Annotated in this window: 21 protein-coding genes; 8 read left to right on the forward strand and 13 right to left on the reverse strand. The window is 72.4% G+C overall.

Going from position 1 to position 25,151, the window contains the following annotated elements:
- Window positions 1-2: 2 nt before the first annotated feature.
- From ACGFMK_RS39770 to ACGFMK_RS39785, 4 genes are all read right to left on the reverse strand, one after another.
- Window positions 3-1,142, reverse strand: coding sequence for a serine hydrolase domain-containing protein (locus ACGFMK_RS39770; RefSeq protein WP_392774460.1), 1,140 nt, complete (start codon window positions 1,140-1,142; stop codon window positions 3-5).
- 36 nt (window positions 1,143-1,178) lie between these two features.
- Window positions 1,179-2,222, reverse strand: a complete 1,044-nt coding sequence (locus tag ACGFMK_RS39775) for an Lrp/AsnC family transcriptional regulator (protein ID WP_392774462.1) — start codon at window positions 2,220-2,222, stop codon at window positions 1,179-1,181.
- 73 nt (window positions 2,223-2,295) lie between these two features.
- Window positions 2,296-3,060 carry a hypothetical protein gene (locus ACGFMK_RS39780; RefSeq protein ID WP_392774464.1) on the reverse strand — a complete coding sequence of 255 codons (765 nt, stop codon included), beginning with the start codon at window positions 3,058-3,060 and terminating at the stop codon, window positions 2,296-2,298.
- 2 nt (window positions 3,061-3,062) lie between these two features.
- Window positions 3,063-3,650 carry a papain-like cysteine protease family protein gene (locus ACGFMK_RS39785; protein ID WP_392774465.1) on the reverse strand — a complete coding sequence of 196 codons (588 nt, stop codon included), beginning with the start codon at window positions 3,648-3,650 and terminating at the stop codon, window positions 3,063-3,065.
- Between the two features lie 277 nt (window positions 3,651-3,927).
- Here ACGFMK_RS39785 and ACGFMK_RS39790 point away from each other — a divergent pair, with 277 nt between their 5' ends.
- Entirely contained in the window at window positions 3,928-4,449 is a 522-nt protein-coding gene (locus tag ACGFMK_RS39790) for a hypothetical protein (protein WP_392774467.1), read from the forward strand.
- 26 nt (window positions 4,450-4,475) lie between these two features.
- Here ACGFMK_RS39790 and ACGFMK_RS39795 read toward each other — a convergent pair whose 3' ends face one another.
- A complete protein-coding gene (locus tag ACGFMK_RS39795) occupies window positions 4,476-7,250 on the reverse strand; it encodes a BTAD domain-containing putative transcriptional regulator (protein WP_392774469.1) in 2,775 nt (924 codons plus the stop codon).
- Window positions 7,251-7,526: 276 nt separating this feature from the next.
- Between ACGFMK_RS39795 and ACGFMK_RS39800 the strand changes: the two genes are divergently transcribed.
- The 3 genes from ACGFMK_RS39800 (at window position 7,527) to ACGFMK_RS39810 (ending at window position 9,984) form a co-directional block, all read left to right on the forward strand.
- Window positions 7,527-8,228, forward strand: a complete 702-nt coding sequence (locus tag ACGFMK_RS39800) for a S1 family peptidase (RefSeq protein WP_392774470.1) — start codon at window positions 7,527-7,529, stop codon at window positions 8,226-8,228.
- 85 nt (window positions 8,229-8,313) lie between these two features.
- Entirely contained in the window at window positions 8,314-8,883 is a 570-nt protein-coding gene (locus tag ACGFMK_RS39805; RefSeq protein WP_392774472.1) for a TetR/AcrR family transcriptional regulator, read from the forward strand.
- A gap of 78 nt (window positions 8,884-8,961) precedes the next feature.
- On the forward strand, window positions 8,962-9,984 hold the full coding sequence (locus tag ACGFMK_RS39810; protein ID WP_392774474.1) for a medium chain dehydrogenase/reductase family protein: 1,023 nt from the start codon (window positions 8,962-8,964) through the stop codon (window positions 9,982-9,984).
- Window positions 9,985-10,056: 72 nt separating this feature from the next.
- Here ACGFMK_RS39810 and argG read toward each other — a convergent pair whose 3' ends face one another.
- A complete protein-coding gene (gene argG / locus ACGFMK_RS39815) occupies window positions 10,057-11,514 on the reverse strand; it encodes an argininosuccinate synthase (RefSeq protein ID WP_392774476.1) in 1,458 nt (485 codons plus the stop codon).
- Between the two features lie 91 nt (window positions 11,515-11,605).
- Between argG and ACGFMK_RS39820 the strand changes: the two genes are divergently transcribed.
- On the forward strand, window positions 11,606-12,508 hold the full coding sequence (locus ACGFMK_RS39820) for an aminoglycoside phosphotransferase family protein (protein WP_392774478.1): 903 nt from the start codon (window positions 11,606-11,608) through the stop codon (window positions 12,506-12,508).
- Here ACGFMK_RS39820 and ACGFMK_RS39825 read toward each other — a convergent pair.
- The 4 genes from ACGFMK_RS39825 to ACGFMK_RS39840 form a co-directional block, all read right to left on the reverse strand.
- Window positions 12,423-13,526, reverse strand: a complete 1,104-nt coding sequence (locus ACGFMK_RS39825) for a hypothetical protein (RefSeq protein ID WP_392774480.1) — start codon at window positions 13,524-13,526, stop codon at window positions 12,423-12,425. The genes ACGFMK_RS39820 and ACGFMK_RS39825 overlap by 86 nt on opposite strands.
- Window positions 13,527-13,590: 64 nt before the next feature.
- Window positions 13,591-15,294: a glycerol-3-phosphate dehydrogenase gene (gene glpD, locus ACGFMK_RS39830; protein WP_392774482.1), complete on the reverse strand. Its 1,704-nt coding sequence runs from the start codon at window positions 15,292-15,294 to the stop codon at window positions 13,591-13,593.
- A 7-nt stretch (window positions 15,295-15,301) separates the two neighbouring features.
- Window positions 15,302-16,819: a glycerol kinase GlpK gene (gene glpK / locus ACGFMK_RS39835; RefSeq protein WP_392774484.1), complete on the reverse strand. Its 1,518-nt coding sequence runs from the start codon at window positions 16,817-16,819 to the stop codon at window positions 15,302-15,304.
- A gap of 15 nt (window positions 16,820-16,834) precedes the next feature.
- The gene (locus ACGFMK_RS39840) at window positions 16,835-17,656 is read right to left on the reverse strand and encodes an MIP/aquaporin family protein (protein WP_392774486.1); all 822 of its coding nucleotides are present in this window, start codon (window positions 17,654-17,656) and stop codon (window positions 16,835-16,837) included.
- A 154-nt stretch (window positions 17,657-17,810) separates the two neighbouring features.
- On the opposite strand from ACGFMK_RS39840, the gene ACGFMK_RS39845 reads away from it, so the two are divergent.
- Both ACGFMK_RS39845 and glpK (ACGFMK_RS39850) read left to right on the forward strand, forming a co-directional pair.
- Complete coding sequence (locus tag ACGFMK_RS39845) at window positions 17,811-18,563, forward strand: IclR family transcriptional regulator (RefSeq protein WP_392774487.1); 753 nt, start codon at window positions 17,811-17,813, stop codon at window positions 18,561-18,563.
- A gap of 586 nt (window positions 18,564-19,149) precedes the next feature.
- Complete coding sequence (gene glpK, locus ACGFMK_RS39850) at window positions 19,150-21,099, forward strand: glycerol kinase GlpK (protein WP_392774489.1); 1,950 nt, start codon at window positions 19,150-19,152, stop codon at window positions 21,097-21,099.
- On the opposite strand, the gene ACGFMK_RS39855 is transcribed toward glpK (ACGFMK_RS39850), so the two are convergent.
- From ACGFMK_RS39855 to ACGFMK_RS39865, 3 genes are read right to left on the reverse strand one after another with little or no spacing between them, the layout of a single operon-like run.
- Window positions 21,096-21,809 carry a class I SAM-dependent methyltransferase gene (locus tag ACGFMK_RS39855; RefSeq protein WP_392774491.1) on the reverse strand — a complete coding sequence of 238 codons (714 nt, stop codon included), beginning with the start codon at window positions 21,807-21,809 and terminating at the stop codon, window positions 21,096-21,098. The genes glpK (ACGFMK_RS39850) and ACGFMK_RS39855 overlap by 4 nt on opposite strands.
- A 24-nt stretch (window positions 21,810-21,833) precedes the next feature.
- The gene (locus ACGFMK_RS39860) at window positions 21,834-22,958 is read right to left on the reverse strand and encodes an acyl-CoA dehydrogenase family protein (protein WP_392774493.1); all 1,125 of its coding nucleotides are present in this window, start codon (window positions 22,956-22,958) and stop codon (window positions 21,834-21,836) included.
- Window positions 22,958-23,365, reverse strand: coding sequence for a hypothetical protein (locus ACGFMK_RS39865; RefSeq protein ID WP_392774495.1), 408 nt, complete (start codon window positions 23,363-23,365; stop codon window positions 22,958-22,960). The genes ACGFMK_RS39860 and ACGFMK_RS39865 overlap by 1 nt, the downstream gene beginning before the upstream one ends.
- A gap of 245 nt (window positions 23,366-23,610) precedes the next feature.
- On the opposite strand from ACGFMK_RS39865, the gene ACGFMK_RS39870 reads away from it, so the two are divergent.
- Entirely contained in the window at window positions 23,611-25,113 is a 1,503-nt protein-coding gene (locus ACGFMK_RS39870; RefSeq protein ID WP_392774496.1) for a DUF1996 domain-containing protein, read from the forward strand.
- Window positions 25,114-25,151 lie beyond the last annotated feature (38 nt).

Raw genomic sequence — 25,151 nt, forward strand, 5'->3', positions numbered from 1 at the left:
CCCTACGCGGCCGCGTACTGCCAGAAGTCCCGCATCCACGCGGGCACGACCGGGCTGTCCGCCCCGACCTGGGTGAACAGCACGCTGACCGTGCCGGTGGCCGGGACGACGTGGGCGGAGGTGCCGGTGCCGCCGACCCAGCCGTACCGGCCCGGGACGTTCCACGGGTCGATCGCGGCGATGTCGACCGACCCGCCCATCCCCCAGCCCTGGCCTTCGAGGAACAGCGCGCCGATCTCCCGCTGCGCCGCGGTGGTGTGGTCGGTGGTCATCAGCCGGACCGACTCGGGGCTCAGGACGCGCTTGCCGTCGGCGGCGGCCCCCTCGGCGAGCAGCATCCGCCCGAACGCGACCCAGTCGCCCGCCGTCCCGGCCAGCCCGCCCGAGCCCAGCGGCATCGCCGGCATCGTGCTCCACTGCCCGTCCGGCGCGTCGGCGAGCTCCAGCCCGTCCGGGCCGGTCTTGTAGAAGCTGGTGAACCGGTCGCGCCGGTCGGCCCCGACCACGAACCCGGTGTCGGCCATGCCCAGCGGTGCGAGGATCCGCTCCTCGAGGAACTCGGGCAGCGACGATCCGGACACCCGGGCGGCGAGCACGCCCTGCACCGCCGAACACGTGTCGTAGAGCCAGGATTCGCCCGGCTGGTAGGCCAGCGGCACCTCGCCCAGGCGGGCGACCCAGACGTCGGTCTCGGGGAAGTGCTGCACCTCCCGGCCGTCGAGCTGGACCGGGAACAGCGCCTGCACCGCCGGGAGCGAGAAGTCGGACGCGAACCCCCAGCCGGCCTGGCTGGTGAGCAGGTCGGACACGGTGATCGGCCGCTTCGCCGGCACGAGGTCGTCGACCGGGCCCGCCGGGGTGCGCACGACCTTCGGGTCCGCCAGTTCCGGCAGCCACCGGCCGATCGGGTCGCCGAGGGCGAGCCGGCCGTCGTCCACCAGCGCCAGCACCGCGGCGGCGGTGATCGGCTTGGTGAGGGAGGCGATCCGGAACAGGGAGTCCTCGGTCATCGGCCGGCTGCCCTCGACGTCGGCCGAGCCGGCGGCCGCGACCTCCGTGCCCCCGGGCCCGGCCACGACGGCGACCGCGCCGGGCAGCGCACCGGCGTCGACGTGCTTCTGCAGGGTGGCACGCAGGCTCATGGTCACTCCCCAGGTCGGTTTCCGGCCGAGGTTAGCTCAGCGGGCCGGGATGATCGCCTGGTGCGCCCCCGCCAGGCCGTGCGGGCTGAGGAGACGGCCCATCCGCTTGGGCATCCGCAGGGTGATCGCGCGGTCGACGATCCGGGCGCCCGGCGCGGCGGCCGTCAGCCGGGCCTCGTACCCGGTGCAGTCGGCCGGGGTCCGCAGCCAGGCCGACACCACCAGGTTGCCCTCCCCCACCACCGCGGCCGAAAGCCGGGTTTCGGGCAGCTGCGCGACCGACGTGCCCGCCGTGTCCAGCCCGGCCGGGGTGACGTCGAGGCGGTAGCCCGCGATCACCGGCCAGCCCGCCGGCACGTGCGCGAGGTCGCAGCGGAAGTCCAGCTCGTGGTTGCGCAGCATCCGGGCCAGCGTGCGGCGTACGGCCGACTCGCTCATCCGGCAGTCGCGGGCCAGCTCGGCGTAGCTGCGCCGCCCGTCGACGCCGAGCGACTCGACCAGCGCGCGCAGGTCACGGTCGTTCCACAGCTGCGGGATGACGTCGCGGGCCTGCACCGCCGTCTCGTCCAGCACCGCCCGCTGTTCCGGCGCGAGGGCGTTCACCAGCCAGCCGCTGCCCTCCCGGAAGACGCGGGTGGCGACGGCGAAGCGGACCTCGCGCACGCCGGGCAGGTCACCGATCCGGCCGGTGACCAGGGCGTCCAGCGCGTCGAGGTCGCGGGCGGCGAGGCTGAGGAACAGCTGGTGCCTGCTGGTCGTGCGCTCGACGCTGAACACCGCGGGCCAGCCGCACAGCTCGCGGGTCAACGCGGTCAGGGAGCCGGGGCGGCAGACCAGGTCGACGTAGCCGACCGTCGTCGTCGGGGCCGTCGAGTAGGCGGTCAGCCAGGCGAGACCCGCGGCCTGCAGGCGGTCCCAGCGGCGGGCCGCGGTCGTCGCGTCGGTGCCGACGGCCGCGGCGATGCGCGTCCAGGGCGCCCGCGGGTCGCGTTGCAGCGCCTCCACCAGCGCGAGGTCCGACCCGGTCAGGCCCGGCTCGCGGCGCGCCGGGTCCGGCCGGTCGCCCGGGGATACGGCCATGGCGCATTCTGGCGTGATCATCATCGGGTGCCAAGGGGCTGCCGGGAAGGGGTGCCGGCAGCCCCTCGCCGTCCTACCGCCGGCCCAGCCGCGGCACCACGGCCGCGCCCGCCAGCAGCACCAGGACCCCGCCGGCGGCGAACGGCAGCACCGGCACCGTGTCCGGGGCGGTCGCCGGCACCGCGCGCTCCCGGCCGCCGTACCCGCCGCCCGCGCCGTCACGGTCGTAGGCCGAGCCCGGCAGCTTGTCGGCGTACCGCTGGTGCAGCGCGGCGCGGTAGTCCGCGAGCGCCAGCTTCGTGCCCGCCGCGACGCCGGTGACCGAGCCGTCCAGCACCGTCACGGCGTCGCCGCGCACCGCGTACCAGGCGTTGACCTGCGGCTCGTGCAGCAGGTAGCCCCCGGCCGCGGCGGCCGCGTACTTCTGCTCGTAGTCACCGGAAGCGACGTTCACGACGGTCCAGGCCGGGCCTTGGCGCTCGGCCCACACGGTGGCCGCGCTCCCGTCGCCGGTCCGCGCCGGGACCGCGACGTAGGCGAGCGCGGCCGGGACGTCCGAGGCCCCGGTGACGAACGCCGCCGTCGGCTCGTAGACCGCGACCTGGGTCTTCGGGTCCGCCGCCGCGGCCGCCGCGACGGCCGGGTGCGCGCCGGGGAACCTCGTCGAAGCGAGCCGGTCGAGCGTCGCCCGGCCACCGGTCAGCTGCCCGATCGCGGCGGTGTCGGCGGTGGTCGGCGTGCCCGCCGGGCCGGTGGCGGCGTCGGCGCCACCGGCCCCGAGCACCGTGAGCGCCAGGGCGCCGGCCAGCACGGCCGCGCGCAGGATGGTCCTCGGCATGCTCATCCCTCGATCCCGTACAGCGTGTGGGTCCACTGGAACTGGTTGTTCGAGCGGTAGGTGTCGTAGTTCATCGAGTTGTAGCGGCTGTTGTTCGGCCACGGGTCCCCGTATTCCACGCGGGTGGCACCGTTGGAGGTGTCGTAGCCGTAGAGGACGTGCATGTGGCCGCCGCCGGAGCGCCAGCCGATGCGGGTGCCGATCGGCTGTCCGGCGTCGATCTGGTTCTTGATGCCGGTGAACGAGAGCACCTGGCCGTTCGAGTTGTACGAGCCGACGTTCGTGAATCCCAGGTAGCGGAACACGCGCTGCTGATCGCTCAGGTAACCCTGGTCGTTCGCGCAGTCCGAGCCCGACTCGTTGTGCGCGATCTGGCAGAACCGGGTCTGGGTCAGGGAATCGCCCCAGTAGGCGGCGATGGTGTTGCCGCTGGCGTCCCAGCACCACTGGTCCTTCTGCTGGGCCTGCATGGTGATGCCGAGGTCCGACCGGGCCGCGGCCGCGGCGGCCGGCGCCTGCAACGCGACGAGCGCGGCCGTGGCGGCCACGGCCGCCGTGAGTCCACGTAGGACTCCAGAGGTGACTTTCACGCCGGTGTTCCTCCACTCGGTGAGGGGTTTCCGCGAACGGTTCGGTGGCAGGGAATACTCCGCGCCCCCGGCGTCGATCCGGTACCTACTAAGGGAGGAACCCGTTGGGAGGGAACGAATCCCGGCGGATCCCGGCATTTCCCGGGTGCCGGATTCCGGCATCGCGCGCGACCGCTGGACGGATTCCGGCGCACGTGCGCCGAGAGCGCCGGTGTAGTGGCCGTGTAGCGGCCGCGAGCAGGGTCGGTCCCGTTCACCACCACCTGAGGGAGACACCATGCGCACCAGGAACATCGGCCGGGTGGCCGCGCTCTCGGCCGCCCTGCTGTTCGGCCTCGCGACGGCCGCCACCGCCGCCACGGCCGCCACCGCCCCGTCCGAGGTCTACGCGGAGGTGACCGCCGCCGACATCGCCGACCCGGGCGCCGTCATCACGGACTCGCCGGCCGAACTGGCCGCCGCGCGGACCGCGAGCCAGGCCATCGCCTGGTACTCCAGCCGCACCGGCAGCACCGCCTACCAGGGTTACTGCGAGAAGGCCGCGCGCCTGTCGTGGGACCGCGTCACCCACCACGCCAGCGCGATCGAGCACTGGCAGTCCTCCGACGGCGCCCGCCACACCACCGGCACCCCGCCGAAGGGCGCGTTCGTGTTCTGGAACATCTCGGCCTACGGCCACGTCGGCATCGCGGACGGCAGCGGCGGCGTCTGGGCGACGAGCGTCGGCGGCGCGATCGGCCACGCGAAGCAGAGCTACTTCGGCAACTACCTGGGCTGGAAGCCGGGCAACAGCAACTGATCCGCGTCCCGGTCGTGGGCGGCGACCTAGCCGCTCACGACCGGGCTCCGGCGGCGCTGGGCCTGTTCCAGCAACGCCAGTCCCGTCGTCTCGCCCTGGCGGTTGCCCGTCTCGCGGAAGACGCGCAACGCCCGGTCGCACACCCCGCGCGCCGGCACCGGCTCGCCCGCGGCCAGGAGCGTCCGGCCGATGCCGAGCAACGCGTACGCGCTGCACCGTTCGTCGTCGAGGTCCTCGAGGATGCTCAGCGCGAGCCGCAGGCACGTCAGGGATTCCGGCAGCCGCCCGGTGTCGCGGTGCAGCGCGCCGAGTTCGGTCAGCACCTTCGCTTCCCGGTGCGGGTCGCCGATCTCGCGGGCCAGGTCGCGGGCGCGGCCCAGCCACTCCGCCGCGTCGGTGAACTCGGCCAGCAGCACGTGCGTCGAGCCGATCGAGTTGCGCATCTGGGCCACCCCGCTGCGGTCGCCCGCCCGCTCGAGCCCGTCGAGGGCCCGGCGGTAACAGTCCAGGGCCTCCCGCGGCCGGTCGCGGACGCGGGCCACCGTGCCGAGTCCCGCCACCGCCAGAGCCTCACCGCGGACGTCGCCGAGTTCGGCGAACAGGGCCGCCGAGCGTTCCATGTCCGCGACCGCGGCGGGGTATTCGTCGTGGTAGAGCCGGACCTGGCCGAGACCGCGGGCCAGCACCGCCTCGCCCACCCGGTTCCCGGCGGCCCGCACGGCGGCCAGCGCGGTGAGGTGGCTGCGCCGCCAGTCGTCGTAGGCGCCGCGCAGGTCGTAGAACGGGACGGCGGCCGCGGTCAGCTGCCAGGCCAGCTCGTCCAGGCCGGCGTCGGCGGCGAGCTGGACGGCGGCGGCGAGCAGCTTGCGTTCGGCGGTGAACCAGCCCAGCGGGTCGGCCACGAGCCGGGTCGTGCCCGGGAGCGGCTCGCCGACCGGCGGCCCGGTCATGGCCCCGAACGCGGGCGGCAGCCCCGCCGCCGCGGCTTTCGCCAGCGCCAGCAACCCGGAGAGCACCCGGGCCAGCGCCGCCTGCCGCTCGGCGACGGGGCCGGCGTCCAGGAGTTCCGCCGCGTAGCACCGCAGGAGGTCGTGCAGCCGGTAGCGCGGGTTCCCGCCCTCGTCGAGGCCCACCAGGGAGACGAGGTTCGCGTCGACGAGCACGTCGAGCACCTCGTGCGTGCCCGCGCGGTCCAGGAGCGCGTCGAAGACCCAGCTCGGGAAGTCCTGCGCGCCCAGCAGAGCCGAGCGGCAGAACGCCGTCCGCGCGGCGGGCGCCAGCTGCCGCAGGCTCAGCTCGAAACTGGACCGGACGCCCAGATCGCCGACGCGCAGCTCGCTCAGCCGGCCCGCCTCGTCGGCCAGCCGGTCGTGCAGCGTCCGCAGGCTCCACGCCTGCCGCCCGGCCAGCCGCGCGCCGGCGATCCGGATGGCCAGCGGCAGGTACCCGCAGCAGCGCACGATCGCCGCGGCCTCGGCCGGTTCGCCGTCGATCCGGTCCACCCCGGCGACCCCGGCCAGCAGCCGCTGCGCCTCGTGCTCGCCGAACACCGTCAGCTCGACGTGCTTGGCCCCGGCCAGTTCCGGCAGCCGTCCCCGGGTCGTGACGAGCACGGCGCACCCGGCGTCGGCGGGCAGCAGCGGGCGGACCTGGCCGGCCGTCGCGGTGTCGTCGAGCACGAGCAGCACGCGGCGCCCCGCCAGCCGGGAGCGGAACAACGCGGCCCGCTGGCCGAGCCCGGCGGGGACGGCGTTGCCGGTGACGCCGAGGGCGTGCAGGAAGTCGGCGAGCACCTCGGCCGGGTCGCGCGGCGCGCCGGTGCCGGCGAGGTCGACGTACAGCTGGCCGTCCGGGAAGCGGTCCGCCAGACGGTGGGCGACGTGCATGGCCAGCGCCGTCTTGCCGGTGCCCGGTGCGCCGGTCAGCACCACCGGCGCCGGACCCGCGCCGAGCGCCGCTTCCAGGTCCCGGACGTAGCCGTCGCGGCCGGTGAAGTCGGGCAGGTCCGCCGGGAGCTGCCGCAGCGGGACGGCGGGCGCGCTCACCGTCCCGCTCGCCGGTGACTCGCCGGCCAGGATCGCGGCCTGCAGGGCTCGCAGCTCCGGCCCCGGTTCGACGCCGAGTTCGGTGACCAGCCGCTCCCGCGCGGTCGTGTAGGCCTGCAGCGCCTCGGCGCGGCGGCCCGCGCCGGTCAGGGCGAGCAAGTACTGCTGCCACAGGCGTTCCCGGTACGGGTGCTCGGCCAGCAGCACGGTGAGCTCGGCGATCGCCGGGTCGTGGCGGCCGAGCAGCACCTGCAGCGAAAGGCGTTCCTCGACGGCGGCGAGGCGGTTCTCGGCGAGCCGGCCGAGTTCGGCGTCCCAGGCGGGCGCGGTCGGCAGGTCCTCCAGCGGATCGCCCCGCCACAGCGCGTCCGCCTCGGCGAGCAGCGCCAGCGCCGTCTCGAGAGCGCCGTCCTTGGCCGCGCGGGCGGCTTCGGCGACGAGCCGGGTGAAGTCGTGCGCGTCGACGTCACCGGGGCCGACGGTCAGGGAGTACCCCGGGCCGTGGGTGCGCAGGGCGTCCCCCGGCAGGAGCCGGCGCAGGGGCCACACGTAGGTCTGGAGGTTGGCGGTGGCCGACGTCGGCGGGTCGGCCGGCCAGATCGTGTCGATGAGCTGGCCGGGCGGCACGAGCCGGTTCGCGTTGAGCAGCAGGTGGGCCAGCAGCGCCCGCTGCTTCGCGCCGCCGAGCGGCAGCGCGTGGCCGCCGACCGTCACGGCAAGCGGCCCGAGCAGGTGGAACCGCACTTCAGCGCCCATGTCGCTCCCCATCACGACGACCGACCCCACGATGGCGGACTTTAACGAGACGGGACCGATCCGGTGGGCACATCGCCCACATTCGGGACGCCTGCCCCGTGAATGTCACTCGGTTGCCGATCTTGGGCTGCGCCGTCCGGCCCACGACGAAAGTCGCGTGTTTCGCTTACCGACCATCGTCGGGTTCCGAGATTAACTCACAACGGTGACGATAGGTGTGTCCTTGACCACTCGTCACTGCGCGGCCGCCGCCCGCGGATGGAGGTTGATCCCCCAGTGCGTAGCGCACGAACCGGCGTTCTCGTCTCCGGCGTCCTGCTGTCGGCTCTGGCGACCGCGGCGCCGTCCCTCGCCGCCCAGCCGGCCATCATCGACGGCGGCAACGCCGACTCGCTCCACGCCGCGGCCCGGATGTTCGCCGGTGGCCAGGAGATCTGCTCGGCGACGATCATCGCGCCGGACTGGATCCTGACCGCGCGCCACTGCACCCAGGGCGCGAACGGCCAGCAGATCAGCTTCCACGTCGGCGACCTGGACCAGACCAAGGGCACCACGGTCACCGCGACGTCGGTGCACGAAGCGCCGGACTCGGACATCGCGCTGGTGCAGCTCGACCAGCAGGTGCAGACCGACTACGCGCCGCTGGGCTCCGAAGGCGACGTCAACGTCGGCGACCAGGCCGAGGTCTACGGCTGGGGCGCGACCTGCACCGACAAGCCGGAGATCGAGTGCCAGTCGCAGCTGCTGAAGGTGGCCAAGGTCAGCGTCACCTCGATCGACTGCCCGGACGGCGCGGCCGGCGTCTCCGTCTGCGCGAACCGCGGCGACGGCATCACCGCGGGCGGCGACTCCGGCGGCCCGATGTACACGAACGGCAAGCAGGTCGGCGTCGCCTCCACGAGTGACCGCCAGTCCTACACCGCCTACATCAACATCACGAAGTACCGCGACTGGATCTCCGCCACCGCGGGCGTCTGAGCACACAAGCCGTTGGCGGCGCTTTCCCGGGAAAGTACCGCCAACGGCTTGTGTTACCGAGATGAGTGAGTGTACAGTCACTCACATGACGAAACGCGGTGCCACCCTCTCCACCTCGGACGCCCGGCGGGACGCCGTGGTCGACGCGGCCGTCGCCGAGTTCGCGCGGACCGGGTTCCACAGCACGCCGATCAGCGCGGTGGCGACCCGGGCGGCCATCTCCCCCGCCTACGTGTTCAAGTTGTTCCCCGGCAAGGTTTCCCTCTTCGTGGCCGCGCTCGACCGGTGTTACGAGCAGGTCGTGCACGCACTCTCCAACGGCGCCGCCCGCGCCGGGAACGCCGAGCCGGAGAAGATCCTCTACGAGATGGGCGGCGCCTACGCCGACCTGATCGCCGACCGGGACCTGCTCATGCTGCAGGTGCACGCCCAGTCGGCCGCCGACACCCCCGAGATCGCCGACGCCGTGCGGCGCGGGCTCCAGCGGGTGACCGAGTTCGCGCGCTCCCGCTCGGGCGCACCGGACGACCAGGTCCAGCGGTTCCTCGCCTACGGCCAGCTCTGCCACCTCATCACCACCCTCGACCTCGACACCCACCCCGGCGACTGGGCGGCCGTGCTGTCCGCCGGCATCCGCCACCCCGGCAAGAACTGAACCTCCCCGGAACACCGGGGCGCTTTTCACGGCCCAAGAGTGATTGACCAGTCACACACCTATCGAAGGAGCAGTCCGATGACCACCACCGCCACCGAAATCGTCCTCCCCGGCCTCGTCGAGCCGGACGGCCTCCAGGTCACCACCCGCGCACTGCCCGCCCCGGGCCCGGGCCAGGCGCTCCTGCGCGTCGAAGCCAGCGGGATCTCGTTCGCCGAGCAGCAGATGCGTCGCGGCAAGTACTACGACCAGCCGCCGTTCCCGTTCGTACCCGGCTACGACGTCGTCGGCACCGTGCTCGAAGCGGCCGACCCGGTCCTCGTCGGCCGCCGCGTGGCCGCGATGACCAAGATCGGCGGCTGGAGCAGCCACCTCGTCGTGGACGCCGCCGACCTCGTGCCGGTGCCGGACGGCCTGGACGCCGCCGACGCCGAGACGTTCGTGGTCAACGGGATCACGGCCTGGCAGATGCTGCACCGCAAGGCCCGGGTGCGCGCCGGCGGCACGATCCTGGTGCACGGCGCCAGCGGCGGCGTGGGCACGACGCTGGTGCAGCTGGCCCGCGCGGCCGGGATCCGGGTGCTCGGCACGGCGTCCGCGCGCAACGCCGACGTCGTCACCGCACTGGGCGCCACCGCGGTCGACTACCGCGGCGACGTTCCCGCCCAGGTCCGCGCGCTGGCCCCCGGTGGCGTGGACGCCGTGTTCGACCACGTCGGCGGGCCCGGCATCGTCGACTCGTTCCGGCTGCTGGCCCCGGGCGGCACGCTGGTCGCCTACGGCAGCGCGTCCACGAAGGACACCGGTGGCAACCCGCGCCCGGCGGTGCTGAAGCTGGTCGCCCGCCTGCTGTGGTGGCAGGCGCTGCCGAACGGCCGCCGCACGCACTTCTACAACGTCTGGGGCGGCAAGCGGAACCTCGCGAAGTTCCGCGCCCGCCTGGCGGAGGACCTCACGGCGGTGTTCGACCTGGCGGCGGCGGGCAAGCTGAAGGCTCAGGTCGCGGCCCGGTTCCCGCTGACGGACGTCGCGAAGGCGTTGACGCTGGCGGAGTCCGGGACGATCACCGGCAAGGTCGTTCTCGTGCCGTCGAGTGAGTGACCAGTCACGCATCCTGCGTGCCTGTGAGAAGAGACCCGACCGTGCGGCCGGGTCTCTTCTCTCGCGAGCAGGTCAGTCGGTGCCGGACTCCATCGCGGCCTGGTCGAGCAGCTCGTCGCCGCCCGAAGCCTTGCCGCGGGAGGCGATCACCTGGGCGCCACCCTCGGCCATCGCGCCGATCAGGCCGGTCGACGCCGCCTGGGCCGCGCCGATCAGCTTCGGGTGCGTGTGCGCGGTGCCGCCGACCATGCCGAGGCTGGCGTACTGCTCCAGCTTCGCGCGCGAGTCGGCGATGTCGAGGTTGCGCATGGTCAGCTGGCCGATGCGGTCCACCGGACCGAACGCCGAGTCCGTGGTGCGCTCCATCGACAGCTTGTCGGGGTGGTAGCTGAACGCCGGACCCGTCGTGTCGACGATCGAGTAGTCCTCACCGCGGCGCAGCCGCAGCGTCACCTCGCCGGTGATCGCGGTGCCGACCCAGCGCTGCAGCGACTCCCGCAGCATCATCGCCTGCGGGTCGAGCCAGCGGCCTTCGTACATCAGGCGACCGAGGCGGCGGCCCTCGTTGTGGTAGCTGGCGACGGTGTCCTCGTTGTGGACCGCGTTGACGAGCCGCTCGTAGGCCGCGTGCAGCAGCGCCATGCCCGGCGCCTCGTAGATGCCGCGGCTCTTGGCCTCGATGATCCGGTTCTCGATCTGGTCGGACATGCCCAGGCCGTGCCGGCCGCCGACGGCGTTGGCCTCCAGCACCAGGTCCACGGCCGTGGCGAACTCCTTGCCGTTGATCGACACCGGCCGGCCCTGCTCGAAGCCGATCGTGACGTCTTCGGCGACGATCTCGACCTCGGGGTCCCAGAACTTCACGCCCATGATGGGCTGGACGATCTCGAGGCCGGTGTCGAGGTGCTCCAGCGACTTCGCCTCGTGCGTGGCGCCCCAGATGTTGGCGTCGGTGGAGTACGCCTTTTCGGTGCTGTCGCGGTAGGGCAGGTCGTGGGCCAGCAGCCACTCCGACATCTCCTTGCGGCCACCGAGTTCGGTGACGAAGGCGGCGTCGAGCCACGGCTTGTAGATCCGCAGGGAGGGGTTGGCGAGCAGGCCGTAGCGGTAGAACCGCTCGATGTCGTTGCCCTTGAAGGTCGAGCCGTCGCCCCAGATCTGGACGTCGTCCTCGAGCATGGCCCGCACCAGCAGGGTGCCGGTGACGGCGCGCCCGAGCGGCGTGGTGTTGAAGTAGCTGCGGCCGCCGGAGCGGATGTGGAACGCACCGCACGTCAGCGCCGCGAGCCCCTCTTCGACGAGGGCTTCCCGGCAGTCGACCAGCCGCGCGACCTCCGCGCCGTAGGCGTGGGCGCGCCCGGGCACCGACGCGATGTCGGGCTCGTCGTACTGGCCGATGTCGGCGGTGTAGGTGCAGGGGACAGCGCCTTTGTCGCGCATCCAGGCGACGGCCACGGAAGTGTCGAGGCCACCGGAGAAGGCGATACCGACACGCTCGCCGACGGGCAGGGAAGTGAGCACCTTGGACATGCGAATGATTATGCACGTCGATGCATCATCGTGCAATTCGGGGTCGCGGAAATCCGTTGACCCCGGCCTGACCTGCTGATTCGGTAGCGGCATGCACAGTCCCGACCCCGCGCTCGTCCGGCGGCTGGTCCGCGCGCAGTTCCCGCGGTGGGCTTCGCTCCCGGTCACCCCGCTGGCTTCGGGCGGCACGGTCAACGCCGTGTTCCGCCTGGGTGACGAGTTCACCGTCCGCTTCCCCCTGACCGCGAGCGGCGCGGGCGACGTCGCGAAAGAAGCCCGGGTGCTGGCGTCGCTCGGCGAACTGCCGGTGGCGGTCCCGGTCGTCGCCGGGATCGGCGAACCCAGCGAGGGTTACCCGTGGCCGTGGTCCGTGCACGAGTGGCTGGACGGGGAGCCGGCGGTCGAAGGCCGATCCGAAGCGGAGGGCCTGGCGGAGTTCGTCAACGCGCTGCGGGTCTCCACAGTGGACGGTCACCCGGCCTACCGCGGCGGTCCCCTGACCGCCCTCGACCGCGCGACCCGCGACGCCGTCGAAGCCTTGCGCCGCACCGACGAGCCGTTCGACGCGCAGGCGGCCCTCGACGTCTGGACCGAGGCCCTGGACGCCCCCGCCGGCTCCGGCCGCTGGGTCCACGGGGACCTCATGCCGAGCAACGTCCTGGTCCACAATGGACGCTTGACCGCCGTGCTCGACTGGGCCACAGCGGGCATCGGCGACCCGGCCTGCGACCTGATCCCCGCGTGGAACCTGTTGACCGCGGCCACGCGCCCGGCCTTCCGCGACGCCGTCGGCGCCGACGACGCGGCCTGGGCGCGCGGCCGCGGCCGGGCGCTGTCGATGGCCGTGATCCAGCTGCCGTACTACCGCACGACCAACCCGGTCATCTCGGACAACGCCCGGTACGTCCTCACGGAGCTCGGCTGCCGGTCGGCTCGCCGAGCTTCCACAGGACCGCGTGGAAGTTCGAGCCGGGCACGTCGCACGACCCCGTGACCGCCCAGTCGGTCAGCCCCTCTGCGAAACAGATCGCGTTCTCGGCCAGCGGCGGCAGGACCGAGACCCGCCCGGCGGTGTCCCAGGTGAACGACGTCCCCGTGTCGGTCTGCCCGAGCGCGACGCCGGTTCGGCTGGCCCCGGTGAACCGGCTCGGCACGTCGCCCGGGGTCGGCAGCACGGTCACGATGCCCGTCCGGTCCCAGCGCGCCACCCGGGTCTGGTGGTCCTTGTCCGTCACCTCGCCGAAGATCGTCCCGTCGGCGGTGATCGCCATCGCGGTGCTGGACGCCCAGGTGGTGTCGAGCACCGTGAGGTGCCCGGCCGAGTCCCACTTCGCCGCGTGGCCGCCGCTCTCACCGACCACGGTCCCGGCGTCGTCGAGGTCGTACAGCGAGCCGCCCTCGGCCGGCTCGACGACGTGGCCCGCAGGGTCCCAGTACGTGTTCCGGCTGATCACCGCGCCCGCCTCGTTGATCGCCACGGCCCGGCCGAAGCCCAGCTCGGTGACCGTGCCCCGGCCGGTGTCCCACCGCACGACCGTGTCCGGCCCGGGAGCGCCGTAGACGAAGCCGGCGACCATGCCGTGCTCGTTGAGCGCGGTGGCCGCGGAGTAGGGGTGGTGCGGGAACTCGTCCGACAGCGGCAGGAGCACCGGCACCCCCGAGGCATCCCAAACGGTGGCCCGGCCGGTGAGCACGTGGTTCGTGGAGTTCCCCACGGCCACCCCGGCCTCGTTGAGCGCGGCGGCCTCCACCGCGGTGTAGCCGTCCGCCGGACGCAGGTCCGAGACCCGGCCCGCCGCGTCCCACCGCGCCCCGTGGACGTTGAACGCCGGGTCGTAGGCCGTGCCGAACACCGTCCCGTGGTAGTTCACCCGCAGGCCCTCGCTGGTACTCCCGCCGGGCAGCGTACCCAGGTCGACCGGCCTTGCGATGGCCGCGGCGCTCGCGGGGGTGGTGGCGGTGGCGAGCACCACCACCGCCCCCGCGAGCGCGCTCGCGATTCTCTTGAACATCCCTGCTCCCCCTTCGAAAAGGTGATGACAGGGAGTCCACGCGCGAAGGGCGTGACCGGTTGAGTCAGCCCGGCAACAACGCCGGCGCGGTGAGCCGGCTGGCGTTGGCCGCCTCGTCGTCCGGGGCTTCCTGCGCCGTGCGCTCCGCCTCGACCCGGGCGAGGTAGTTGGCCACCTCGCGCTCCTGCTTGGGCGCGTCCCAGCCCAGCAGCGGGGCCATCAGCTCCGCGACCCACGGCGCCGCCGTGACGCCGCGGTCGCGTTCCTCGATCGAGATGCGCGTCCGCCGGGTGAGGACGTCCTCCAGGTGCAGGGCGCCCTCGTGCGAGACCGCGTACACGACCTCCGCCTTCAGGTACTCCGCCGCGCCCGGCAGCGGCGCACCCAGCTCGGGGCGTTCCGCGACCGACGCCAGGACGTCCTCGATCGCCGAGCCGTAGCGGCCCAGCAGGTGCTCGATCCGGGCCACCGGCAGGCCGGCCCGCGACGCCAGCGCGAACCGGCCGTCCCACAGCTCGTGGTAGCCGGCCGCACCGACGATCGGCAGCCGGTCGGTCCACGACGGCGGGGTCGGGCGATCGATCTCCTCGACCGCGACGTCGACCGCGTCCGCGGCCATCACCCGGTACGTCGTGTACTTGCCGCCGGCCACGATGACCAGGCCCGGCACCGGGTGCGCCACCGCGTGCTCCCGCGACAGCTTCGTCGTCGCGGCCGCCTTCGCCGCCAGCAGCGGGCGAAGACCGGCGTAGACGCCTTCGATGTCGTCGTGAGTGACCGGCGTGCGCAGCACCGCGTTGAGGTGCTCCAGCACGTAGTCGACGTCCGCGCGGCTCGCCGCCGGGTGCTCGCGGTCGAGGTCCCACTCGGTGTCGGTGGTGCCGACCAGCCAGTGCTTGCCCCACGGGATGACGAACAGCACGCTCTTTTCGGTGCGCAGGATCAGCCCGGTGTCGAGGTCGATCTTCTCCCGCGGCACCACGAGGTGGATGCCCTTCGACGCGCGCACGGTGAACGGCGCGGGGATCCCGGCCGCCTCGGACATGTCGTCGCTCCACACGCCGGTCGCCGCGATCACCGTGCGAGCCCGGACCTCGAACTCGACGCCGCTCTCGCGGTCCACGACCTTCGCGCCGATCACGCGCTCGCCGTCCCGGAGCAACGACGTCACGCGGGCCCGCGTCAGCACCGAAGCACCCTGCTCGGCCGCCGTCCGCGCGATGGTCATCGTGTGGCGGGCGTCGTCGACCTGGGCGTCGTAGTACTGGATCGCGCCGACCAGCGCGTCGTCGGCCAGGGCCGGCGCCACCTTGAACGCGCCGCGCTTGGACAGGTGCCGGTGCCGCGGCAGGGCGCGGGCCCCGCCGAGCGTGTCGTAGAGCGTGACGCCGGCGCCGATGTACCCGCGCTCCCACACCCGGTGCGTCAGCGGCACCAGGAACTTCACCGGCTGCACCAGGTGCGGGGCGAGGGTCTGCAGCAGCAGGCCGCGTTCCTTGAGGGCCTCACGCACCAGCTTGAAGTCCAGCTGCTCCAGGTAGCGCAGGCCGCCGTGGATCAGCTTGGACGACCGGCTGGACGTCCCGGCGGCGAAGTCCCGCGCCTCGACGAGCGCCACGGACAGCCCGCGCGACGCCGCGTCGAGCGCGGCACCCGCGCCGGTCACTCCCCCGCCGACCACCAGCACGTCGACCTCTTCGCGGGCCAGCTTGCGCAGCGTTTCCGCGCGGTACACCGGCGAAAGCGGTGTCACGGTGTTCCTCTTCATCAGATCCTCATTCCACGTCGACCCAGTCGAGCGTCCGGCCGACGGCCTTCTGCCAGCCCGCGTAGCCCTCCGCGCGCTGTTCTTCCGTCCACGACGGCTCCCAGCGCTTGTCCTCGTTCCAGTTCTGTTCCAGCTCGTCGGCCGACCGCCAGAAGCCGACGGCCAGCCCGGCCGCGTAGGCGGCGCCGAGCGCGGTGGTCTCGGCGACGACCGGCTTCGACACCGGCACGCCGAGGATGTCCGCCTGCAGCTGCATGCACAGCTCGTTCGCGGTCACCCCGCCGTCGACCCGCAGCACGTCGAGGGTGACGCCGGAATCGTTCTGCATCGCCTCGACGACGTCGCGGGTCTGGTAGCAGATCGCTTCCAGGGTGGCCCGCGCCAGATGGGCGTTGGTCGTGGCGCGGGTGAGCCCGACGATCGCGCCCCGCGCGTCCGAACGCCAGTACGGCGCGAACAGGCCGGAGAACGCAGGGACGAAGTAGACCCCGCCGTTGTCCTCGACCTGGCGGGCCAGGCTCTCGCTCTGCGACGCGCCGCTGATGATGCCGAGCTGGTCGCGCAGCCACTGCACGGCCGAGCCGGTGACGGCGATCGAGCCTTCCAGCGCGTACACCGGCTTCTCGTCGCCGAACTGGTAGCACAGCGTCGTGAGCAGGCCGTGCTTCGAGCGGACCAGCTCGTGGCCGGTGTTGAGCAGCAGGAAGTTGCCGGTGCCGTAGGTGTTCTTGGCCTCGCCGGGCCGGAAGCAGACCTGCCCGACGGTGGCCGCCTGCTGGTCGCCGAGGACCCCGGCGATCGGGACCTCGCCGCCGAGCGGGCCGTCCGCGCGGGTGGTGCCGAAGAAGCCCGGGTTCGACGACGGCCGGATCTTCGGCAGCATCTGGCGCGGGACGTCGAAGAACGACAGCAGCTCGTCGTCCCAGTCGAGGGTTTCGAGGTCCATCAGCATGGTGCGCGACGCGTTGGTCGGGTCGGTCACGTGGACGCCGCCGTCGGGGCCGCCGGTGAGGTTCCAGATCAGCCACGAGTCGGTGGTGCCGAACAGGGCGTCACCTTTTTCGGCGTCTTCGCGGACGCCGTCGACGTTCTCGAGGATCCACTGCAGCTTGCCGCCGGAGAAGTACGTCGCGGGCGGCAGGCCGGCCTTGCGGCGGATGACTTCGCCCTTTCCGGAGCGCTCCAGCGCCGAGGCGATCCGGTCGGTGCGGGTGTCCTGCCAGACGATCGCGTGGCCGTATGGGCGGCCGGTGCGGCGGTTCCACACGACGGTGGTCTCGCGCTGGTTGGTGATGCCGAGGGAGGCCAGATCGCTCGCCGTCAGGTTGGCCTTGTTGAGCGCGGTGGCGATGACCGAGCGGGTGCGTTCCCAGATCTCGGTGGCGTCGTGCTCGACCCAGCCGGGCTTCGGCAGGATCTGCTCGTGCTCCAGCTGGTGGCGGGCGATCTCGTTGCCGCCGTGGTCGAAGATCATGAAGCGGGTGCTGGTGGTGCCCTGGTCGACGGCGCCGATGTAGTCAGGCATGGTGTTCTCCCCTTCTCAGGCGGCGGTCTCGAAGTCCTTGGCGGGCATGGCGTCCAGCGGGTCCCCGGCGGGCAGGTGCCGCTCGATGAGGAACTTGTAGATCCCGCCGCCGATCACCGCGCCGAGGACGGGCGCCACGATCGGGATCCACCAGTAGGGGAAGCCGTACTGGTCGGACCACGCCGTGTCGTAGCCGGTCAGCCAGGACGCCAGGCGCGGGCCGAAATCGCGGGCGGGGTTGATCGCGTAGCCGGCGTTCGTGCCCCAGGCCATGCCGATCGCGACGACGAGGAAGCCGACGACCACCGGGGCCAGGTTTGCGCCCGGCGAGGTGTTGCGGAGGTCGGTGATGGCGAAGATCACCAGGACGAGGATCGCGGTGCCGATGATCTGGTCGCGGAAGGCGCCCCAGTCACCCACCGGAAGTGTGCCGTTACCCGGGAGGGTGGAGAACACACCCTGGGTCTTGATCGTGAGCCCGGGGTCCTTGGCGTTGAGCACCTCGGTGTAGTTCCAGCGCACGAGCAGCGCGGCGAGGAACGCGCCGGCGGTCTGGGCCAGGGCGTAGGGGGCGACCTTGCGCCATTCGAAGCCCTTGAAGACCGCGAGGGCGACGGTCACGGCCGGGTTCAGGTGCGCGCCGCTGATCCGCGAAGCGACGTAGACACCGAGCGTGACACCGAGGCCCCAGGCCCAGGCGATGCTGTCGTGGTCCCCGATGCCCGCGGCGGCGACCTGCGCCACCACCCCGCACCCGAACAGGATGAGGATCATCGTCCCCACGAACTCCGCGGCCATTTCGCCGGCGAGTCCGTGGGCCTTGAGGTTTCGCACCATTGCTTCCTCCACAAAGGACCGTCCATTCCCCCTGGTGAGTGAAAGTTAAGTTCGCGAAAACACCCGGTCAACGCGACCGGGTCGGCATTGTCGAACGCGGGAAGACGATGTTCGACATTGTCGAATCACGGCCGGTCGGGCTAGGGTCGGCGGCGTGCCGGGTCCGATCCAGTCCATCGAGCGCGCCGCCGCGATCCTGCGGTTGCTGGCGCGGGGCTCGGGCCGGCTGGGCGTCGGCGAGATCGCCGAGTCGCTGGAGCTGGCGAAGGGCACGGCGCACGGGATCCTGCGGACGCTGCAGGGCGTCGGGTTCGTCGAGCAGGACCGCGACACGGGCAAGTACCAGCTCGGGGCCACGCTGCTGCACCTGGGCACGAGCTACCTGGACGTCAACGAGCTGCGATCGCGCGCGATCAACTGGGCCGACGCGCTGGCGTCCCGCAGCGGCGAGGCCGTCCGGATCGGCGCGCCCCTGGAGGGCCGGGTGCTGGTCGTGCACCACGTGTTCCGCCCGGACGACAGCCTGCAGACCCTCGACGTCGGCACGCTGCTGCCGCTGCACGCGACGTCGCTCGGCAAGGTGCTGCTGGCCTACGACACGACGTTGAAGGCCACCACGGAGGCGTACACCCGCCGCACGCTGGTCACCCAGACGGCGATCAAGCGCGAGTGTGCGAGGGTACGCGAAGCGGGCTGGGCGGCGGAGAACGGCGAGATGATCTCGGACGAGGCGGGCATCGCCGCCCCGATCCGCGGCCACGGCGGCATCGTGGTGGGCGCGATCGGCGTGTCGGGAGCGGTGGAGCGCATCTGCGAGCACGACGGCAGTCCCAACCCGCGCTTGCTGGGCCACGTCCGCGACGCGGCGCGCGCGGTGTCCCGCGACCTGGGCGCGTCCCGATGGTGACCCGGCCACCGCGCCGCGGCGGGGCCCGAGACCATGCCCGCAACGGCCAACACGGCGCCGGGCGTGGCCAACACGGCGCAAGCCTCGGCGCGTTGGCCGCTCCGGGTAGTGTGATGGCCACTCCAGCCAGAGTGTGGGCCACTCCGGGCAGCGTGTTGGCCCTTCCGGGCAGCGTGTTCGCCGCTCCGAGCAGCGTGTTGGCCGTTGCGGCCAGTGTGTTGACCGCTCCGGGCAGTGCGTTGGCCGTTCTGGGCAAAGTGTTGGCCACTGTGGCCAGCGTGTTGGCCACTCCGGCCAGTGCGTTGACCACTGTGGCGAGCGCGTTGACCGCTCCGGCCAGTGCGTTGACCGCTCCGGGCAGCGTGTTGGCCCTTCCGGGCAGCGTGTTGGCCCTTCCGGGGCGCGTGTACGCCGCTCCGGGCGGTGTGCTCGCCGCTGCGGGCGGTGTGTTGGCCGCTCCGGGGCGCCGCAGGCGCCGGGTTCGAGACCCTGGGGCCGATCCCTTGAGCGCGAGCAGCGCCCGGCCCCGGCGCCCGGCCGCAGCGGCGAGCCGGCGCGGCCGCTCGAGCGTGAAGGAGGTGCGTCCGTGGTCCAGCGGTACGTGATGTCCATCGACCAGGGCACCACCTCCACCCGGTGCATCCTGTTCGACGCCCGCGGGCGGCTCGTGTCCGTCGTGCAGCGGGAGCACCAGCAGCACTTCCCGCGGCCCGGCTGGGTCGAGCACGACGCCACCGAGATCTGGCGCAACCTCTCCCGGATCGTCCCGCAGGCCCTCGCCGACGCCTCCGCCACCGCGGACCAGGTCGTCGGCCTCGGGATCGCCAACCAGCGGGAGACGACCGTCCTGTGGGACCGGCACACCGGCAACCCGGTCGGGCGGGCGATCGTCTGGCAGGACACCCGCACCGACGCCATGCTCGAACAGCTCGCCCGCGAACCCGGCGCGGACCGCGTCCGGCAGCTGTGCGGTCTCCCCCTGGCCACCTACTTCTCGGCGCCGCGCATCCGCTGGATGCTCGACCGCACCCCCGGCCTGCGTGAACGCGCCGAGCGCGGCGACGTCCTCTTCGGCACCATCGAGAGCTGGCTGATCTGGAACCTCACCGGCGGCGCCGAGGGCGGGGTGCACGTCACCGACGTCACCAACGCCTCGCGCACCATGCTGATGAACCTGCGCACCCTGAACTGGGACAACGAGCTCCTCGACTTCTTCGACGTCCCGCGCGCGATGCTGCCGGAGATCCGCTCGTCGACCGAGGTGTACGGCACCACCAGCCGCGTCGTGCCCGGCATCCGGATCGCCGCCGCGCTCGGCGACCAGCAGGCCGCGCTGTTCGGCCAGACCTGCTTCGCGCCCGGCGAGGCGAAGTGCACCTACGGCACCGGCAGCTTCCTGCTGCTCAACACCGGCCCGACGCCGGTCCTGTCCACCCACGGCATGCTCACCACCGTCGGCTTCAAGATCGGCGACGAGCCCGCGGTGTACGCCCTGGAAGGCTCGATCGCCGTCACGGGGTCGCTGGTGCAGTGGTTCCGCGACGGCCTCGAGCTGATCGGCAGCGCGCCGGAGATCGAGACCCTGGCCAGGACGGTCGACGACAACGGCGGCTGCTACATCGTCCCGGCGTTCTCCGGGCTGTTCGCGCCACACTGGCACAGCGAGGCACGCGGCGTGATCGCCGGGCTGACGTCGTACATCACCAAGGGCCACCTGGCGCGGGCGGTGCTGGAGGCGACCGGCTGGCAGACCCGCGAGGTCGTCGACGCGATGAACGCCGACTCGGGCCTGGCCCTCAAGACGCTCAAGGTCGACGGCGGGATGACCGCGGACAACCTGCTCATGCAGTTCGTCGCCGACGTCCTCGACGTGCCGGTCGTCCGGCCGATGGTGGCCGAGACGGTGTCGCTCGGCGCGGCGTACGCGGCCGGGCTGTCCGTCGGGTACTGGCCGGACCTGGAGGGCCTGCGGCGCAACTGGCACCGCGCCGGGCAGTGGCTGCCGGCGATGGACCCGGGCCGCCGCACCACGGAGTACGGGCACTGGCGCCAGGCCGTGGAGCTGACGTTCGGCTGGATGCGCCCCGGCCCAGCCGCCGTCGCGCCGGGCTCGGACCTGGTCGAGGTGCTGCTGGCCGACCACCGGCGGTTCGAGCAGCTGTTCCGCGACCTGCGCAACACCGAGGCCGACCGCCCGGCCCTGGTCGCCGAGCTGGCGGCCCACCTGGTCGCGCACGCGACGGCGACCGAGCGCATCGTCCGCCCGGAAACGCCGGGAGAGCTCTTCGCGGACGATCTCCTGGCCGCCCTCGACCCCGACGACTTCGAGAAGGCGTTGCAGCGCCTGGAGAACCTCGTCGACACGCACGTCCGAGGCGAGGAACGCGGGCTGCTCAACGACCTCCGCGCCACGATGTCCACATCGGACCGTACGGCGCTGGGCCGGGCGTTCGCGGCGGAGCGCCGCCGCCAGCTGGACCTCGGCAGCGGCGACCCCGCGTACATCCGCGACCTCGGCGACCGCCTGCGCCTCTAGACCGCCTCGAGGACGAAGAACAGGAAGCTCGGGAAGGTGTCCAGGATCGGGAAGTCGTCCGGGTACACCTCCCGCGCCTCCGGCACCGGGTGCGGCTCGTGGATGACTGCGATCCGGAAACCGGCCTCGGTGAAGGCGTCGGTCATCGCGTGCAGCGGCTTGTTCCAGAACGTCATGCTGCAGCTCTGCCCCTGCAGCACGAACTCGTCCGTCCAGGTGTAGCGCTCGAAGTAGTCGGGCCGGGGACCTTCCGCGCGGTGCGTGAGGTTGACCATCATCGGGTGGTTGACCGAGGCGATGAGCCGGCCACCGGTCCTCAGCACGCGCCGCAGCTCGGCCAGGGTCGGCTTCCAATCCTCCAGGTAATGCAGCACCAAGGACGCCATGACGTCGTCGAACGCGTCGTCGGGGAACGGCAGCGGATCGGCCAGGTCGGCGACCCGCAGGTCCGCGTCGGCGCCGAGCCGCTTCCGCGCCTGGTCCACCATCCCGGCGCTCTGGTCGAAGCCGGTCACCAGGGCGCCACGCTCGCGCAGCGCCGCGAACAGCGGGCCCGAGCCGCAGCCGGCGTCGAGGACCCGCCGTCCGGCCACGTCGCCGGCGAGCGCCAGGGCCGCGGGCCGTTCGTAGTAGGCGTTCATGAGGCTGGTCTCGTTCTCGACCGCGTAAGTCTCGGCGAAACCGTCGTATCCACTCGTCTCCTGAACCATATGGCCCATCCTGGCACGAATCGTTCAGAGGTAGCCGGGGAACGGATCGGCGCCGAAGAACACCGCGCCCGCGCCTTCGTACAAGCCTTCGGTGAGGAACGCGTGCTGCGGCACGACAGCGGCGTCGCGCAGGTACCGCTGCAGCGGGTGGTCGGCGTCGATCGCGGCGATTCCGCCGAGGGTGAATGCGGCTTGCACGACGCCGAACCCGACCCGCGCCGCGTGCGCCGCCGCCAGCCGCAGCAGGCTCACCTGCTCCGGCCCCGGCGTACCCGACAATGCCGTCTCGTAGACCTCTTCGGTGGCTTCGTAGAAGAACGCGCGCACCGAACGCAGTTCCGCCTCGGCCTTCGCCAGGGCGATCCGCGCGTAGGCCCGGTCAGCCGGCTTCGGGGCGCCGGTGAGCCCGGCGCGGCCCGCCCCGAAGCCGGTCACGTGGTTCAGCGCGGCGCGGGCGATGCCGAGGTTCACCACGGCGAGCACCTGCGCGGCGTAAGCGAGGGCCGGGTAGCGGTAGAGCGGCTCGTCGATGGTCGCGCCGCCTCCGTGGACGAACGTCCATTCGGCCGGGACGTCGACGCCGTCCACCCGCAGGTCGTGGCTGCCGGTGCCGCGCAGCCCGACGGCGTCCCAGGTGTCGACGACCTCGACCTGCGACGCGGGCAGGACGGCGGTGCGCGGCCGTCCCGACGCACCGGCCCCGATCCCGACGCCGACGTAGTCGGCCGCGAGGCTGCCGCCGGCCAGGCGCCACTGCCCGCGGACCCGGAACCCGCCCGGGACCTCCGCGGCGGGCTGCACCGGGAAGAGCGCGCCGGCGAAGACCAGGTCCGGGCCGTCGGCGTAGAGAAGCGTCTGGGTCTCCGGCGGCAACGCGGCCAGGTAGACGCCCGACGCGCCGAAACCGGCGACCCAGCCGGCCGAGCCGTCCACTTCGGACATCCGCTCGACCGAGCGGAGGAACTCCGCGGGCGGCCGGGCGTCCCCGCCGAACCGCCGCGGCGTGGTCGCCCGGTAGAACCCGGCGAGAATGAACTTCTCGACGACGTCACGCGGGATGTGCCGCAGCCGCGTGAACTCCCCGGCGCGCCGGGCCACCTCGGTCAACGCCGCCTCGTAGGCGGGCGTGCTCCACAGGTCCGGCCCCATCAGGCCGGGATTCCCACCGGCACCGAGCCACCGAGGCGCGCCCGCACGCGGGACGCGAAGAGGTCGTAGCGCGTGGCCATGCGGGCGCCGGGGCGGCGGATCGGCTCGTGCGCGGTCACCGGGCCGAGCTGCTCGCCGTCGCGGAACTGGTCCCGGGTGAGGTCGAGCTCCAGGCCGCTGGGCAGCCGGTTCCAGTAGTGCAGCCCGGCGCGCTCACCGTCGGGCCGGAACACCTCCGAGCAGAGCAGGAGCCCGCCGAGGAGCTCCGCCACGGCCATCGCGGTGACACTGCAGTGCCCGGCGGCGGGATTGCCGGCCTCCCAGGTGTCGGACGGATCGCAGGTCCGCTCGTCCCAGCACGCCCGCAACACGGCTTCCAGCTCCGTCAACGACCACACCACGGTCATCCCCCTCCGGATCACGTCACCGGAACACTAGCCCCGAACCGAAGGTAACGAACTGATAACGGCCGAATCGCGGTTTGAACCACCCCTGACTTCTGGCCGTTTCAGCCAATGCCGGAACCAGTGACACCGGGCGCGGTCCCCGACAGCCGCGTGCGATGACACTCCCCCGGGTTCCGCGCGTTCTCCCAGCCGGGCACGCAGCCGTCATCGTCGTGCCCGGAAAACCTAACGAGGTGAACAACTCCATGTCCCGATCCCCCGCCACGGGCCGGCACCGCATTTCCCGCAGAACGAAGATCGCGACCGGCGGCCTCGCCCTCGCGATCGCCGTCGGCGGCATCGTCGTCGCGACCACCGCCGGCAAGACCGGTGAAGCCAGCGCCGACCCCGCCGACCCGTCGTTCTTCCTGGACATCGCGAAGGTCCCCGCCGGCAACAACGTGAACAAGGCGCTGCAGCAGAAAGGCGCGCGCGGCACGTTCACGGTGAACTGCGGCCGCAACGAAAACGGCCACTTCAACCCCGACAACTTCATCGCGCAGCCGGGTATCCGCAACGGCGCCCAGCACCTGCACGACTACGTCGGCAACCTCTCGACGAACGCCGACTCGAACAACAAGAGCCTGTCGAAGGCCGGCACCACCTGCCGCAACGGCGACAAGTCCGCCTACTTCTGGCCGGTCGTCCGCATCGACACCGGTGACGAGGAGAAGGCGGCCGCGGCGAACCCGCCCGCCAGTGTCCCGGCGGCCGACCGTGCGGGCGCGGCCAAGGACAACGCGTCCACGCAGGTCGACTGCCCGGACGTCGCGAGCCAGCTGCCCGAGGACGTCCCCGACCAGGCGATGGACGAGGTGAACCGCAACCTCACGCTGATCGACCAGCAGATCGACGAGGCGAACAAGCGGATCGCCAACGGCGACCTCAAGACGCCCCAGGACGTCCAGAACGCCGTCGTGGGCCCGCTGAAGGACAAGCGGACCGCGGTGCTCGACCGGATCGCCACGGCGATCGGGCGCAACGCGGCCAAGCCGACCAACCTCGGGGGGCTCGCCGCGTGCAAGCTCAAGCAGGGCGGCCAGGGCGGTCTCGACAACGGCGGCCAGAACAGCGACGGCGACAAGAACGCCTCCGCCGGAAAGAAGCAGCAGAAGCAGGCCGACGGCGCGGCCGCGGAACTGCCCGGCGTGAACGACAAGAACGAGGTCGCCGGCAACGACGGCGAGATCCAGCGCGTCCAGTCCGCGACCATCTCGTTCACCAGCGGCGGCGCCCGGAAGGTCGTCGCGATGCCGCAGTTCCTGCGCATCCTCTACGGCGACGCCAAGCAGAGCACCAACGGCCCGGCCAACGCCCGGCCGAGCTGGACGTGCACCGGCTTCGAAGACCGGCTGACCGACCACTACCCGATCTGCCCGGGCAACAGCAAGGTCGAGCGGATCCACGCCTTCCCGAACTGCTGGGACGGCAAGAACATCGACAGCACGAACCACCGCACGCACATCGTGTTCGCCGACCAGCAGGGCAAGTGCCCGCAGGGCTTCAAGAACGTGCCGCAGCTGGTGATCAAGCTGGTTTACAACATCCCGCACGACATCCAGGTCAAGGGCCAGTACAAAGTGGACGCTTTCCCGCAGGAGAGCCACAACCCACGCTCGGACCACGACGACTTCGCCAACGTCATGGGCCAGTGCCTGATGAACCAGGTCGTCAAGTGCATCAACAGCGGCCGCCGCTGCTCGCAGTAGCTCTTCGTCCGTGAAGGCCACCTTGAGGGACTCTGAGT

Source organism: Amycolatopsis sp. NPDC049252 (assembly GCF_043197175.1).
Classification (GTDB): domain Bacteria; phylum Actinomycetota; class Actinomycetes; order Mycobacteriales; family Pseudonocardiaceae; genus Amycolatopsis.